The following is a 15,416-nucleotide window of genomic DNA, read 5'->3' as shown; positions in this document are numbered from 1 at the left end:
ACACAAAGTTTAATCATAACAATTTCACTTAAAGGTGTGAAGTTAAAATGCTGTATAAAAAAAGGAAACCGGCTCTTCCTCCGATTTCCTTATGAGTTTCGTTATAATTCCGTTGTCAAATTGCTTAGTTTGTCAGCAGACTGGGCCAATTGGGAGATCGCCTGTGAGATTTCTTCGACAGCCCAGGAGATTTCTTTCATTTCTCCTTCAACCTTTTCGCTTTTAACTTTACTTTGGTCGATCGAATCTACTATCCCTTCAAAAAATACATGAGCCTCATTAGTAGAAACCATACCGGTTTTTGCAAGACCTTCCACGGATGTAATATATCTTGAGATCTTGTCTACCTGCTCCTTTGTCCCAGATATCAGACCTGAAACATTCGTTACCGAACTTTTCGTCTGATCAGACAATTTACGCACCTCTTCTGCCACGACAGCAAAACCTTTTCCGTGTTCCCCTGCACGGGCAGCCTCTATACTGGCGTTAAGGGATAAAAGATTTGTTTGTTCAGCAATGGTCTGTACAATGGATACGATGTCAAAAATTTGGTTGGATATTTGCTGAAGCTGATGGATTTCCTTCAACATTTCTCCCAAATCAGAAAGGATCTTTCTCATATGGTCTCTCTGAAGGCCCATTTTCTCTTGACCTTCAACTGAGAATTCCCCGATCTTTTCGATAGCTGCGGTTCCTTCTGAACTTAACGTACTAACCTGATCCATGCGCGCAGTTATGGTTTCAAGTGAGGCCATTGATTCTTCCGAGATTGCTGCAAGTCCATTCGTAGCCTCCTGTACACTAGTGGTGACATTTTCCTTAAGCAGGCGTGCATCTTCCCTCATTTGTTCGTTTTGGGATTCATACGCCTCCAATACCAGCTGTTGTTCAAGATTTAAGATCTTAGTTACTGACTTGATCACTTTATGGTAATCCTCTACATCTGAATAAGCACGAAACAGTACTTGAAAAAGTGTCATCTGCAGGTTCTGAAAGGAAGCTATATACCACTTGGTCGGTAACCCGATGTGAATATGCATCTTTGCTATTTTTCTTCTTTTGTCAATGAATGATTGATCGATTTTTCCATTCATCATCTCTGTGATATGAATTGCGAGTGTACCTTTTAATCGATCTATTGAACTGTACTTATTCACGATTGATGTAAGGGTGGGATTTTGTTCAATTGGAAAATAAAAACCGTCTACAACTTCCCTTATATTTTCCTCTACAACGTCATGGCAGGCTTTCAGAACAGTCAAGTCCTCCTCGGTCAGCTGAATCATTTCAAGCTGCTTTTCCATTTCCTTTGAAACATTGATCGATACATCACTATTCCAAGCTGATTCTTGCAGTCTAATTGCCTTAACACTCTTTCTCTTTTTTAATAGCACGGAAACCCCTCTTTTGTCTGTATAATATATCCTTTAAAGGAAAAAACTTATCTACTTACTATATCAAAAAACACCCATGTAAGGAGGGTGTTTTTTGAAAAGATTATGACTAAAAAGGGACTTTTGTATGATGGTGATGTCAGTTACCCTTCGGTTCCTCGATATATTTTTCAGCATAATACAGAACATCGTCCACATACTCATCACTGTGATTATAGGCAAAGACTGCTTGTTCGATTTCACCGTCAGCCGCCCCGTTTCGGGCAAGATAATTTGCGGCACTGAATACTGCATCTTCAATTTGAAATGGATCAGCAACACCGTCACCGTTGGCATCGACACCATATCCTCCATATTTTTCAATGATGGCAGGATCGGTTTTCTGTTTCTCGGGGATATCTCCTTTTCCCAAACCGCTGCAAGATGGATGTGACCAGCCGACAAAAGTGCATGGCATGAACTGCATATGACCTTCAGCGCCGACAGGTGAAACAAGGGAATTCATTGTGGAGAATTTAGTTTCAACACGATGGTGGGCAGCCAGTAAATTCCAAGGGACGCCATATTCTTTTTCAGCGGCTTTATAAATCGGCAAATACTCAGAAGGCACCTCTTCTTTTCCGAGTAATGAAAGCTTGTCTGGTTGAGCTATGTTATTAAGGTAAAAATATAACATCAAAATGAAGAAAGGAATCATTAGTATTTTGACGGGGGAGGCTCGTTTCTTTTTATGATGAGTCTTTTTCTTTTTATATTTTTTCGTCACGCTGGTACGCCTCCTCTCTAAGTGATTCCATTATGTATTTTAATACGGGAATCTTTCTAATACAATCAGAGAATATATCCTTTTACCATAAAAATAAAAAAATGACCCGATTGAGTCATTTCTGAACTCTTCGGATCATCCAATTTGATTGGTATTAGTAACAAAACGCTGCTCCAACGATAATTAACAAGATGAATAGAACAACGATTAGTGCGAAGCCTCCCGCGTATCCTGCTCCGCCGTATCCGCCGTATCCGCATCCGTATCCGCCGTATCCGTATCCATACATAATCAGTCACCTCCAGTTATCTAACTACGATATTACTGTATGTATAGGACAAATTGTAGGTTAATCATTACAGTTGAGTTTTGAAATGTTTTTAATTCCAATTTGCGGTATGATAAGCTTTCTCTCTTCGATGAAGCGGAAAAATTGATTAAAACGTCCAGATATTAAAAAGCGCCCAGACCCGGTCTGGACGCTTTTTTAGCTTATACTTTTTCGTGGGCTTCTGTTCTCTTCCTTGGTTTAGGTTTAATGTAAAGGCCAAGTTCCTTTTTCTCATGATTCAATGACTTGTACAGTGATACCATCATCAGTGCCATGATAATTGAGAACGGCAGGGCCGCTACAATCAGAGCATTTTGGAGGGCCTGTAATCCACCACTATATAAAAGGATCAATGCCACTGTAGATTGTGCAATTCCCCAAGTTAATTTTACATAGTTAGGCGGTGTCAATGAACCATATGTCGTCTGCATTCCAAGTACGAATGTTGCTGAATCGGCAGATGTAATGAAGAATGTACCGATCAGTGTAATGGCTACAACCGACAAGATGGTAGACCATTCAAAACTGTTAAAGACAGCGAAGAGGACTTCTTCTGTAGCAAATTGAGTCAAATCTGTTCCTGCCCGCTGTACCTCGATCGCTGACGTACCGAAAGCAGCGAACCACAGGAAGCTGACAAGTGCCGGCAGAAGCAATACTCCGATAAGGAATTCCCGAATCGTTCTTCCCCTTGAAACACGTGCAATAAAGATACCGACAAATGGAGACCATGAGATCCACCATGCCCAATAGAAGATTGTCCAGCCGTTGATCCATGAACGGTGCTCTTCATTCAATGGAGCAATCCTGAAACTCATAGCAGCGATATTCTGAATATATGCCCCGATGGTGTCCGTAAACATATTCAGGATTAATAATGTCGGACCGATGAAAAAGACAAGGATGAATAATCCAATTGCCAAAACCATATTTGTATTGGATAAATATTTGATTCCCTTACTCAATCCAGACCACGCAGAAATCATGAACAATACAGTAACGATCGCAATGATGATGAACTGAACGGTAAAGTTATTCGGTATGTCGAATAAGTATGACAGCCCTCCATTTATCTGGGCCGCTCCGAACCCAAGGGTAGTGGCAACACCGACCACTGTTGCGAATACTGCAAGTACATCGATAATCGTACCGAGGATCCCGTCTACCTTGTTACCAAAGATAGGTCTCAGGGTAGCTGAGATCAACCCAGGCTCATCTTTACGGAACTTATAGTATGCTAGTGCCAAAGCAACTATCGCATATATCCCCCACGCATGTATGCCCCAGTGGAAAAAGGTATAACGAAGCGCTTCTTTATTTGCCTGATTGGTTCCTCCTTCAGCAAGAGGCGGAGCCATAAAGTGGGAAAGCGGTTCGGCAGCCCCCCAGAATACAAGTCCGATTCCCATACCAGCACTGAATAACATGGCAAACCATGTACCTTTTGTGTATTCAGGCTTTTCATCGGGCTTACCAAGGCGGATCGTTCCCATAGGACTGAAAATAAGGAATACACAAAAAATGACGATGACAGTTACTAATATTAGATAATACCATCCAAATGTAGAGGTAATGAATTCCTGCATATTTGATGTTACGTCCTCAAAAGACTTTGGAGCGATCACTCCATATGCTACAGCTGCAGCAACGAGTACAACTGTGATCCAAAAAACATTTGAAATTCTTTTCATAAAAATCTCCTTTCTTTGATTGTTTTAAGTATTTTAAATAAGTGTGCGGAGAGTAAAAACAGAAATAGGCCCATTTCCTTATTCCCTCTTTTCCGCTTTCGAAACCAACATTTGTTACCCTATCAAAAATAAACATAAGAATGCAAGCAATAACCTTTGATTTACCTATTATTTGCGAATAGAACGTTTTCATTCCAATAATTTTCAATGATTATGATTGGACAGGTGACTGATAAGGTAAAAAAAAGACGACCTTTCATTTTGAAAGACCGTCTCTTTTACCTATTCTTCAATTATTTTTACTTTTACGTCGCGAACACCATATTGAAGGGCATCATCTTCATGTTCCATATAGATATCAATGCGGTTCCCTTTAATCGCTCCGCCTGTGTCTTCTGCACGGGCATATCCATATCCTTCGATATATACTTTTGAGCCTAGCGGAATGACATTAGGATCGACAGCAATAACCCTGGCTTCAGGATTCTCAAGAAGATTCACACCTGTTTTGGTGATTCCGATGCAGCCTTCACAGTGAGCAGTATAGGCTGTCGCTGTAACATCGACCTCTTTAATGACCCCTGATTTATTTTCATTCGTGCTGTTCTTTTCTTCAGTTACAGCTTTTACAGCATCATTCTTAGCTTCTTCTTCATTCACAGTAATCCCTTTTTCAAGCAACTCCTGGCGGGTGACTGCTTCTTCAATGGAAATATGATAACGATTGGCAATTTCCCACAGGATATCGCCTTTTTCTATATTATGATACTCATTAAGTGCTTTTTCAGTGTTATCGTCTTCTTCTGCAGATGCAGAAATCAAACCGATTGAAAGAATGAATGAGAAGGAAATAATGGAAAATAATACTTTTTTCATATTGTCAAATTCCTCCTTTTGTGGTTCATAAGTAAACCAACAAAAGAAATGGTAACATAGACATGCTTCAGTCATATATCAATTTATTTATAATCAAATAACAATTAGATGACACATCTGTAACAGTTGGCAATATTGAGAGTTTTTCAATCATTGAACTTCCAGTAGTTCCTACTTTTGTAACACTTGGATAGAATGAGAAAGAAATTGCACAAAAAACCCATTGGGCTCAAATCCCAATGGGTTGATCTATATGAATTATTTAGTTTCAAGTACTTTAACGTTTACCGTTTTTCTTCCCCAATCAGTCGCTTGGTCTTGAGATGGGATGAATACATCGATTCGATTGCCTTTAATTGCTCCTCCAGTATCTTCAGCAGTTGCATATCCATAACCTTCTACATATACTTTAGATCCGAGTGGAATCACGTCGGGATCAACAGCGATGACTTTTGCATCTGGGTTTTCTTTCAGGTTTACACCCGTTGCAGTGATACCAGAGCATCCTTCACAGTCAGCAGTATAAGCTGTAGCCTCCACAGATAGTTCATTTGCAACGGCTTCCTGCTCCTGTTGCGGTTCAGCTGAAGCTTCTTCAACTTCTGGAGCTACTTCTGGTTTTTCTTCCGGTTGAGGTGCCGGTGCAGCCTCTTCTTGCTCAGAAGTATTTACAGGAGTTGAAGGTGTTTTATCATCCAAGTTGATTAACAATTCCTGACCTGGCACGATAAGGTCGCTCTCTAAAGCATTCCAACCTTGCAGGCTGTCAACTGAAACCCCGTAATTAGATGCAATGGCCCACAGCGAATCACCTTTTTTTACTGTATAATATTCTTTTGATGATACTTTTAGTTCTTGATCGGGAAAAATAAGATCCGACCCTAAATTGTTCCAAGTTTTTAGTTGATCAACAGTTGTTCCATATTCCTTCGCCAATCCCCACAGCGTATCGCCTTTTTTGACTTCGATTTCTTGTGCTGAAGCACTCGCACCACCTGAAACTGCAAGTGTAGTGAAAGCAGCTACAGAAATAATCGATTTTTTTAGTTTCATAGAAAAATTCCTCCTTATGTAGCTAGCACTATTTATTTTTGCTAACAGGGAAAATACTAACATAGTAAAATCTCAATACAATAACAAGGAAATTATAAAGATGCGTCAGAAGTATTTCAAACCTGTAATATTAAGCGTTTTCTTGTATAAATTATCTTCCAAAGGAATAAAAAACCAAAAATAATAGTTAATTATGGTTTGCATGGTTGATAATGGATAATTGTCTTCTTCCGGAAATTAATAATGAAGATTGAGAAAACACTTAACAAGTTATTTTTTTCAATTTATACTTGTTGAGAAACCTGTAAAGCTTTGGAGGTAAAACCTGTGGAAAATAAAGAAGAAAATATCGTACTCTATAGAGATGAACCGGACGAACATGCAGGACGTTGTGAATGCGGCAATAACGTATTTAAATCAACCGTTCTGGACGGCAAATTTTATCGGAAATGCCAGGAATGCGGCAAAACGAAAATCGTGTAATTCAAAAAAGGGACGTGCCTGTGTTTTAGGTACGTCCCTTCTTTATTTACTGAGTTATGATGATCGGTTCATTTTTAGTAATGATGATGGTATGTTCGATTTGGGCCACGAGGCTCTTATCAGGCGTGATATATGTCCAGCCGTCGCCTTTTTCTATTACATTCTGTGCTTTCATTGATATAAATGGCTCAAATGCGATAACCATCCCATCTTTTAAAAGCCCATTATCCCATGGATCGAAGTAATTCAGGATATGATCCGGCTTCTCGTGCAGTGATTTACCAACGCCATGTCCAGTCAGATTTTTGATGACCGTAAAGCCATTTCGTTTTGCCTCATTTTGGACTGCTTTGCCAATGCCATTCTGTTTTGACCCCGCTTTAGCTTTATGAAGGCCGGCTTCAAAAGACTTAACCGCCGCTTCACATAAAGCTGCCAATTTCGGGTCGCCTTCCCCGACGAGAAATGAAATCCCGGTATCTGCATAATAACCATTCTTCGAACCGGATACATCGATATTAACAAGATCGCCTTCTTGAATCACTTTGTCACCGGGAATTCCGTGCGCCACTTCTTCATTTACACTGATACATGTATAGCCGGGAAAATCATATTCCCCTTTTGGCCCGGAAATCGCTCCATTCTCTGTGAACATCTTTCCTGCGATTTCATCAAGCTCTTTTGTAGTGACACCTGGTTTTGTTTGAGATTTTAGTTCTTCCCGTATCATTGCCACGATTCGGCCGATTTCTTTTAATGCTTGCAAATCTTCTTCTGTTTTTACTATCATACAATCTTCCTTCTCTATTTGATTTCATCTTCCCTTACTATACCTAAACCAGCTATTTTTTAAAAGGAAAAGCTCTATAAAACCTCAGTGTGTCGTTGAAAAAAACGTTCTTCCTCAAACAAACAAGAACACAATGGGTATGATAAAGGACATGATAACGGCAGTTAATGCCATAGCAGCTCCGCTTACGGCACCTTCAAGTTCCCCTTCTTTGAGAGCTTGAGCCGTACCAATACCATGCGAAATGACTCCGAATGGCAGACCCTTCGCAATCGGGTGCGTGATCTTTAATAGTTTGTTAATGGATGGCATAAACATGGCCCCCAATATTCCTGTCACGATAACTACAGCGGGAATCACTTCAATCTTTGCATGTATCAGTCTTCCAATGTCCACGGCTACAGGGGTAGTAATTGTTTTTACAAGGAAGGAACGGATGAACTCTGCAGGTATGTCCATTAAAGTTGCGAGAAGAAGAGTGAGCAGCATGGATACCCCGCTGCCTGTCGCGATTCCTGATAAAATAGGCTGCCAGTGTCGCAGGATAAGCTTGCGGTATTGATACAAAGGATAGGCAAGCGCCACAGTGGCAGGCCCAAGCAGGTAAGTAATAATCTCAGTGCCTTCTGCGTAAGTTTTGTATGGTATGTTGAGAGTGAGCAATGTAAGAATGAGTGCCGAAGAGCTCAAGAAAATAGGAATGGTAATCGGTCTGCTCCACAAACGGTGTACTTTTATTGAAAGGATAAAGTACAAGACAGTAACCCCTATTGTTCCAATTATTTTAATGATTGCTATCATATAAATTTTTCTCCCTCATGTGAATATATCCCTGAACCCATGAAGAAGTGGCTGCAAATCCTGCAAAGACACTTATAATAAGAATCAAGATAAGATTCCATCCATACGAAGATAGATATGGACCAAGGGCAATGGCACTCACGGATAATGGCAAGAAAAAAAATGAGAAGTACTTCAGAAAAAAGTTTGCTCCCTCTATCAATAACTTTTCTTTAAAGACTCCTGTGACTAAAAGTATAAATAATATCAGCATTCCAATAATGCTTCCCGGTATTGGTATATGAAAGAAGGCCGCGAACCATTTTCCTGCTTCATTAAATAAACATAAAATCATGATCTGTATAAATACTCTGATCATTACCGTACTCCTTTCGATAAATGTCCCAATTAGATTTTACCATATGGGAGTGACAGAATTAATATGGATGCTTCTTACCATTTGAAATGAAAAAAAGACGGCCCCTTGAAAGTGCGGGGACCATCTTTGGAAATTAAAAGCTATATTGAGCTCCTTGGAGTGACTCTTTCAGCAGTGTAATTTTTAAAGTCAAGATAGTACTTTAACGAATGCTTCTGCCGTCACCTGGCTTGATTGCGGATTCTGACCCGTAACAAATTTACCGTCTGTTATAACATGTTCACTCCATGCTTCCGACTTTTCAAATTGCGCTCCTTGCTCGCGAAGCTTTGTTTCCAGCAGGAACGGCATTAAAGAATCCAGACCCGTCTGCTGTTCTTCTTCGTTTGTGAAACCTGTCATGCTGATTCCGTCAACAAGGAATTTGCCGTTTGATAACTTTGTACCTGTGAAGCCGGCCGGACCGTGACAAACAGCTCCGATCGCTTTATTATTTTCTGCAAAATGAGCCAAAGCTTCCTTCAATTCCGGGCTGTCGGGTAGGTCAAACATCGTTCCATGACCACCAGGCAGGAAGATTCCATGATACTCATTCACATTCAGCTGTGAAAGGACCAATGTTTGATCGAGTTCTTTGGTGATTCCTTTCCAAGTTTCTACATTTTCATCATCCAGACTGTTTGGGTCAAGAGGAATCCTGCCTCCCTTCAGGCTGGCTACATCAACTTCAAACCCTTGATTTGTAAACTCCTCGTATGGTTCTGCAAACTCTGAAAGCCATAAGCCTGTTTCATGTTCATCGTCGATTTTGCTTGCATTTGTCAATACCATTAATATTTTTTTCATCTATAAACCCTCCATAAACAACTTTTCTTTGTGTACATAGTTGTTTTATCCTTTTTAGCAGGAATTAAACGTGGAAGGGAGAATTCTTTCTACTTTCAATACATAAAAAACAGCGACGCCTTTACGAAGCATCACTGTTTTGAAGCGGTAAGCTGATTTTCACTGTTGTTCCTTCACCATGGTTTGAAACATAAGCTATTCTTCCGCTGTGGTTTTCTATGATTTTGTGGGAAATCAACAAGCCCAATCCGGTTCCTTTTTCTTTGGTTGAATAAAACGGCTCTCCCAAATGCTTAAATACTTCTTGTGGGATGCCCTCTCCATCGTCTTTAATGGATATCTCGAACTCATTTCCTGAAATGGCTGTATCAATTTCAATACTTCCATTGACTGAAATGGCGTCGATGGCGTTCTGAATGATATTGAATAGTACTTGCTTCATTCCATTAGGACAGCCATATAGAGCTACATTCCGCTCAATCGCATTCATGGTTATGACAACGTTTTTACTTTTTATCCCGGTTTCAACAATCGTGATAACTTCTTTCAGCAATTCATCTATATTTAAAGGATTACGTAAAATCCCTTGGGGTTTGGCAAGAAATAAGAAGTCCGAAATGATTTCTTCCATTCTATTGATCTCTTTCACTACAATATTCAAATATTCTTCGTTGTACTGTTTCTTATCATCACACAATTGGAGGAATCCTTTAATCGGAGTAAGAGGATTTCTTATTTCGTGAGCAACTGCTGCAGCCATTTGTCCAATCACAGCAAGCTTCTCCGATTTCTTGATTTGTTCCTCGATTTTACGCCGTTCTTCAATATTTCGTGAAACAGAAACAATATTCAGGATTTCTCCTGATTCGGGATCAAAGATGGCTTTCAGGACACTTTCAAACCAGCTGTACTCCCCTTCACTTCCCTTAACCCTATATGTGACCTGGATGACATGGTCCTCTTCGTTAAGAGATGATAATAATTCTTCAATTTTCTGTTGATCTTCAGGATGAATGATATCATAAGGATGTCTGCCTACCAATTCATCCGGAGAGAAACCCAGGGAAGAGATGGATGGAGATAAATAAATATAGGATCCATCCGGCTCATGGAGGTTGATGATATCAGAAGAGTTTTCAGCAAGCAGCCGATATTTTTCGTCACTTTTTTGTTTCTTTGCCTCTATCTCTTTCTTCTCTGTTATATCGATTACCTGCCCCAATACATAGGACACTCCTTGATCCTGTATGAGTGATACATGCAGATCTCCAGTTTTGATCCCGCCCGTCCTTGTGATAAAGCGTTTTTCCATTTGGTATTCATGTCGGGTTCCTTCAATGACTTCCCCGAGGTATTGCATATCGGTCTCATAATCTTCAGGGTGGGAAAAATCTTTAAGTGAACTCCATGGCCATGTTTCATCAATATAACCGATAAATTGTTTGAAAGCGGGATTGACCATCACCTTCGTCTCATCTAAGGTCATCACGAGCTGAGGAATCCTTGACTGATAGAAAACTTCTTTAAACAGACTGGCTGCCAGCATGATGTCACCGCCTTATTTCTTTTTGTCACTTACTTTATATCGAATAAAAATTGTATCTTTTTTTGTTGATGATCCCATCCAAGGTAAGCAGAAAATTGCTTGTCCCCTTTTTTAAATCCGTCGATTCGATCTGACTTTCCTTCTTTTAACACTTTTTTGATAACGGCACCCGTAATCTTTTTGGAAAGGATTGTTTTTGAAATCGTAAAGCTGCATTTTGTTTTTTGGTAATTGCTGCAGCCGTAAAATTTTCCTTTGTCGATGACTTTGCCACCACACTTTAAGCAAGCACCCAGACTTGCTTTACTTCCCCGCTTTCCATATTTCCCATTTTTACGTTGTATGGATTCTGTATCAAGGCCCTCAAAATTCCAGGCTTTCGCTTCCTTTAATGCGTTTTGAACAAGTGAGTGACTCAATTTCTTCACTTGTTCCATAAACTCAGGAGCTGAAGCTTTTCCGACGCCTATCTGCTGCAGGCGCTGCTCCCATTTTGCAGTCATCTCAGCAGAGGCAAGTACGTTTTCTCCTATTGCACGGATGAGCACTTTTGCTTTATCGGTTGGATATACGATGTTTTTTTGTATCGTGATATACTGACGATCTTTCAGCATTGTGATGATCCCGGCCCGTGTCGCTTCCGTCCCCAGACCTTCCGTTTTCTTGAGAACCCTCTCAAGTTCATCATTTTCTATATATTTCCCGGCTGTTTTCATTAAAGTAATCAACTGACCTTCAGTGTATCTTTTAGGAGGCTGAGTCTTGCCTTCCTTCATATTCACTTTTTTCACTATTCCCTGATCCTCCTCATTTACAGGAGGCAGCAGAGGTTCTTTTTCTTTATCATTCTCAATGATGATCTTTCTCCAGCCTTCTTGAAGAATCTGTTTTCCTTTGGAAACAAATTCAGCACGTCCATCGACAACTGTTATGATGGACGTGTAATTTATGACGGCCTTATCATGATGTGCAGCGATGAAACGTTTAATGATGATATCATAGATCTTTTTCTCATCCTGTGACAAAGAAGAAGGGTCAGTAACCTGTTCAGTTGGAATGATGGCATAGTGATCGGATACCTTGGCGTCGTTTACAAATCTCTTGTTGTTGATCAAGCTCATTTGAGGAGCCGGGATCCATTGTTGATAAGGTTCGAACTGCTTTAATTTATTGAGTATCTCAGGAAACGTCTCAGCTTCCCCTTTGGTTACATATTGAGAATCTGACCGGGGATAAGATACGATGCCTTTTTGATAAAGTTTCTGAAGTATATCCAGCGTTTTCTTTGGAGAAAATTTGAACATCTTATTGATAGTTGCTTGTAATGTTGAAAGATTGAACAGCATAGGAGGTGAAAATTCTTTTCTTTCCGTTTTCACTTCTGTAATCACAGCCGGTTTATCCTTACAGAATAAAGCTATCTTCCTGGCAAGTTCCTCACTTTGAATTCGGCTTTCTCCTTCTCTTTGCCATGTGCCTTCATAAATGTGTTCCCCAAATTGAAAATCAGCCTTCACTTCCCAGAATGGTTCACTGTTGAATCGTTCGATTTCCTCATCACGTTTGACGATAAGGGCAAGCGTAGGGGTCTGTACCCTCCCTGCTGAAAACACGTCCGCCATGCCTTGTTGTTTCAGTAAAATGCTGTACACTCTCGAAGCGTTCATTCCAACGAGCCAATCAGCGCAGGCACGTGAATATGCTTCGTAATAAAGGTTACGAAGCTCATGTTCTTCTTTCAGTCCCCTAAAGCCATTAATGATTGCTTTTTCCGTCAGTGATGATATCCACAATCTTTTCATCGGTTTCTGCACCCGTGCCATTGAGATAATGTTACGGATGATTAATTCCCCTTCACGCCCTGCATCCCCAGCATGGATGATTTCATTTACATCCTTATTGTGAAGCAGCTGCTTGATGACTCCAAACTGTTTTGCTTTTGCCCTGGACAGTTCATATTGAAAACGTCCGGGAATGATCGGCAAGTCTTCCAGCGTCCACTTCTTCCACTTGCTGTCATATTTTTCAGGGGACTGCAGTCCAAATAAATGTCCGACAGCCCATGTAACATATGCACCCGTTGGAAATATTTCATTCGGATGAATTTCTATGTATCCTTGTTTCTTCCTATGAGGAAACGGCTTGGCTAAAGTTGCTCCCTGATCGGGTTTTTCGGCAATCACAACTTTCATAGAATGTCTCCTGTTCATGTTTATTATTTCTTCATTATAACATGTTTTCCCGAACCTTTGTTCTAAAGAACAAATAAATCCTTCCCGCCTCAATTAACATATATCCTTTTCATTTTAAATAAAAAGGTACAGCAATGATTATGTTCATTACTATACCTCAAGTTACACTATTGACCCAGGTTTTCTAAGTTTCCTTTTATATCTTGAAGCTGATCAAACGTTTTTACGATCTCAAGATTTTGCAGCTCGCTCAAGCTTACTTCCCCTCTATCGATTTGGGACTGCGCCTCGTCGATGCCCTGAAGAGCTTTATTATTATAATCAATGACTCTCTCATGAAGATCTTCTGCAATGGATGGAGGAGTCAGATTGTTTATATCTTCTATTTCCGATTTCATGTCGTTCAGTCGTCTTTCTAATTCAGGTAAAGCCGAATTGTCTGCAGAAGCGTTCTCCACCAGGGCAGGAAAATCATTGGCAAACTGTTCAGCTTCGTTCAAGTAATCAGTCATTTCGTCTGCGTACGTCAAGCTGTTATTTGCTTCTTCTAATAAACCGCAGCCGGTGAGAAGGGATAACGATAATATGAGCAATATGAACTTTTTCATGACTCTCTCCTTTTAAATGCTTGATATTAGTTTATACGTCTGACCTGCAAATAAGTTTCAACTTAAATTGTCTGACGCTGACTTATCAATTGAGCCTAAGATAAATAATGAAAAAAGAGCTGATATTGCACCAGCTCTCCTCCATTTATTCGATTATCTGAAGTTCCTTTGGGAATTTTGTTAAGGTTTCATGGCCGTCTTCTGTAATGAGCACATCATCTTCAATTCTTACTCCGCCGATTTCAGGTACATAGATACCCGGTTCAATCGTGTAAGTCATGCCTTTTTTGAGAATGCCGTCATTCAAGTGGCTCATCGACGGAAATTCATGGACGTTGATCCCAAGGCCGTGACCGATGCGGTGAGGGAAGTGATCTCCATATCCGGCTTCCGTGATGATATCACGGGCAATTTGATCCAGGTCTCCAATCCGGCTGCCCGGCTTACTGGCTTCAAGGGAAGCAAGCTCTGCTTTAAGAACCGTTTCATAAATTTCCCTTTGTTTGTCCGAAACGGATTTATAAGCAAATGTCCGGGTGATATCAGATGTGTACCCTTCAAGGACCACTCCAAGATCGAAAAGGACAAAGTCTCCCGCTTTGAGCTTTCTGTCTCCGGGATTGCCGTGTGGATCGCCTGCCTTTTCACCGAATAATACCATTGTTGAGAAAGACATTTCCCTGATGCCTTTTTTCTTCAGTTCATATTCGATCTTCGCAAGAACTTCCATTTCGGTTATGCCTTCCTTGAGGGCGGCTGCCCCTACTTCTACACCGAAATCCGCCATTCGGGCTGCGCGTCTCATGATCTCGATTTCTTTTTCATCTTTCACCACGCGCATGTCGTTTAATTTATCTTCCAGATTAACAACCTCTGGTTCGTTAAAGATGGATAAAAATGCTTCACTGCGCCCAAAAGTCAATACGTCCTTTTCGATGGCTGCCTTATTTCCATTCAATCCACGCTTACTGATTGCTTGTTTAATGAAGTCCCAAGGATCCTCATGATCAGAGTATCCGATGACCTCGCCTGACCAGCCGGCGTCCTTTACTTGTCTGGCTTCCATTCCAGGTACCACGAAAAATGGTTCAGCATCAGGAAAAATGAATAAACCCATCAGCCTCTCATGCGGATCTGTATGAAAATTAGTCAGATAAAACACATTCTCCGTTGAATTGATAAAAGCAGCTTCAATGTTTTCATCTTTCAGCCACTGCTGAAACGTCTCTAATCTTTGTTGCATATGTTGTTCCTCCTAAAAATTCTTAGTTATATGTAATCGCTTATTATGAGCATATTCATGCTAACATATTTTTTTCTTTCCGTGAAATGTTCGCAATCAAACAACCCAGTGATAACCACAGGATACCCATCTGTTTTTTTGCAAAGGTAATGCTTTTCCTACCTCTTTCCTATAAGTGGATAAGGTGTAATGTGATATAATTTGAGTACACAGCATATGTAGGGTGGGAGTGGCCACTTCCTGGTTAAAGGAGGTGGTGCCTATAGTGACAACGTATGAGGCTTTGACGCTAATGATTACATTCGGCTCTTTGATCGTCTCCATCATTGCCATTGTTATTTCGAATGACAATAAGAAATAACCCCACCCTCGTTAAGCGCCTGAACTTGGAAGGGCAGAGTTATTTCCTTTCTTTATTGGGCCACTGCTTTCCTTGCA

General features: G+C 40.4%; 15 protein-coding genes and 1 pseudogene. 2 read left to right on the top strand and 14 right to left on the bottom strand.

Features of this window, described 5'->3' with window-relative positions:
- Positions 1-101: 101 nt before the first annotated feature.
- The 6 genes and pseudogenes from AS034_RS11920 to AS034_RS11900 all read right to left on the bottom strand — a co-directional run bounded on the left by AS034_RS11920 (position 102) and on the right by AS034_RS11900 (position 6,111).
- Positions 102-1,394 (bottom strand): globin-coupled sensor protein, encoded by a 1,293-nt coding sequence (locus AS034_RS11920; RefSeq protein WP_058298602.1) that lies wholly within the window; start codon positions 1,392-1,394, stop codon positions 102-104.
- 139 nt (positions 1,395-1,533) lie between these two features.
- Entirely contained in the window at positions 1,534-2,160 is a 627-nt protein-coding gene (locus AS034_RS11915) for a lytic transglycosylase domain-containing protein (RefSeq protein ID WP_058298601.1), read from the bottom strand.
- A 154-nt stretch (positions 2,161-2,314) separates the two neighbouring features.
- A pseudogene (locus AS034_RS23325) lies at positions 2,315-2,392 on the bottom strand (YjcZ family sporulation protein); the annotation flags it as partial.
- Between the two features lie 260 nt (positions 2,393-2,652).
- Complete coding sequence (locus AS034_RS11910) at positions 2,653-4,182, bottom strand: glycine betaine uptake BCCT transporter (protein ID WP_058298600.1); 1,530 nt, start codon at positions 4,180-4,182, stop codon at positions 2,653-2,655.
- A 282-nt stretch (positions 4,183-4,464) separates the two neighbouring features.
- Positions 4,465-5,058 carry a 3D domain-containing protein gene (locus AS034_RS11905; protein WP_058298599.1) on the bottom strand — a complete coding sequence of 198 codons (594 nt, stop codon included), beginning with the start codon at positions 5,056-5,058 and terminating at the stop codon, positions 4,465-4,467.
- A gap of 258 nt (positions 5,059-5,316) precedes the next feature.
- Entirely contained in the window at positions 5,317-6,111 is a 795-nt protein-coding gene (locus tag AS034_RS11900; RefSeq protein ID WP_032088525.1) for a 3D domain-containing protein, read from the bottom strand.
- Between the two features lie 327 nt (positions 6,112-6,438).
- Between AS034_RS11900 and AS034_RS22865 the strand changes: the two genes are divergently transcribed.
- Positions 6,439-6,594: a DUF8096 family protein gene (locus AS034_RS22865; protein WP_098151210.1), complete on the top strand. Its 156-nt coding sequence runs from the start codon at positions 6,439-6,441 to the stop codon at positions 6,592-6,594.
- Positions 6,595-6,640: 46 nt separating this feature from the next.
- Here the strand turns inward: AS034_RS22865 and map are convergent, their stop codons facing one another.
- From map to AS034_RS11860, 8 genes are all read right to left on the bottom strand, one after another.
- Positions 6,641-7,384 (bottom strand): type I methionyl aminopeptidase, encoded by a 744-nt coding sequence (map, locus tag AS034_RS11895; protein ID WP_058298598.1) that lies wholly within the window; start codon positions 7,382-7,384, stop codon positions 6,641-6,643.
- Between the two features lie 114 nt (positions 7,385-7,498).
- Positions 7,499-8,185 (bottom strand): LrgB family protein, encoded by a 687-nt coding sequence (locus AS034_RS11890; protein ID WP_052011603.1) that lies wholly within the window; start codon positions 8,183-8,185, stop codon positions 7,499-7,501.
- Positions 8,169-8,543, bottom strand: a complete 375-nt coding sequence (locus AS034_RS11885; RefSeq protein WP_058298597.1) for a CidA/LrgA family protein — start codon at positions 8,541-8,543, stop codon at positions 8,169-8,171. The genes AS034_RS11890 and AS034_RS11885 overlap by 17 nt, the downstream gene beginning before the upstream one ends.
- Before the next feature lie 189 nt (positions 8,544-8,732).
- Entirely contained in the window at positions 8,733-9,389 is a 657-nt protein-coding gene (locus AS034_RS11880) for a type 1 glutamine amidotransferase domain-containing protein (RefSeq protein WP_058298596.1), read from the bottom strand.
- A 121-nt stretch (positions 9,390-9,510) separates the two neighbouring features.
- Entirely contained in the window at positions 9,511-10,935 is a 1,425-nt protein-coding gene (locus AS034_RS11875; RefSeq protein WP_032088528.1) for a PAS domain-containing sensor histidine kinase, read from the bottom strand.
- 29 nt (positions 10,936-10,964) lie between these two features.
- Positions 10,965-13,127: a DNA topoisomerase III gene (locus tag AS034_RS11870; protein WP_058298595.1), complete on the bottom strand. Its 2,163-nt coding sequence runs from the start codon at positions 13,125-13,127 to the stop codon at positions 10,965-10,967.
- Between the two features lie 167 nt (positions 13,128-13,294).
- Positions 13,295-13,735 (bottom strand): DUF6376 family protein, encoded by a 441-nt coding sequence (locus AS034_RS11865; protein WP_058298594.1) that lies wholly within the window; start codon positions 13,733-13,735, stop codon positions 13,295-13,297.
- Between the two features lie 145 nt (positions 13,736-13,880).
- Positions 13,881-14,978, bottom strand: a complete 1,098-nt coding sequence (locus AS034_RS11860; protein ID WP_058298593.1) for a M24 family metallopeptidase — start codon at positions 14,976-14,978, stop codon at positions 13,881-13,883.
- A 265-nt stretch (positions 14,979-15,243) separates the two neighbouring features.
- On the opposite strand from AS034_RS11860, the gene AS034_RS23160 reads away from it, so the two are divergent.
- Positions 15,244-15,339: a putative holin-like toxin gene (locus tag AS034_RS23160; RefSeq protein WP_231938044.1), complete on the top strand. Its 96-nt coding sequence runs from the start codon at positions 15,244-15,246 to the stop codon at positions 15,337-15,339.
- Positions 15,340-15,416: the final 77 nt, after the last annotated feature.

The organism is [Bacillus] enclensis (assembly GCF_001456935.1).
Taxonomy (GTDB): Bacteria; Bacillota; Bacilli; order Bacillales; family Bacillaceae_B; genus Rossellomorea; species Rossellomorea enclensis.
The sequence above is the reverse complement of the archived record's forward strand: the minus strand, read 5'-3'. Positions and strand labels throughout refer to the sequence as shown.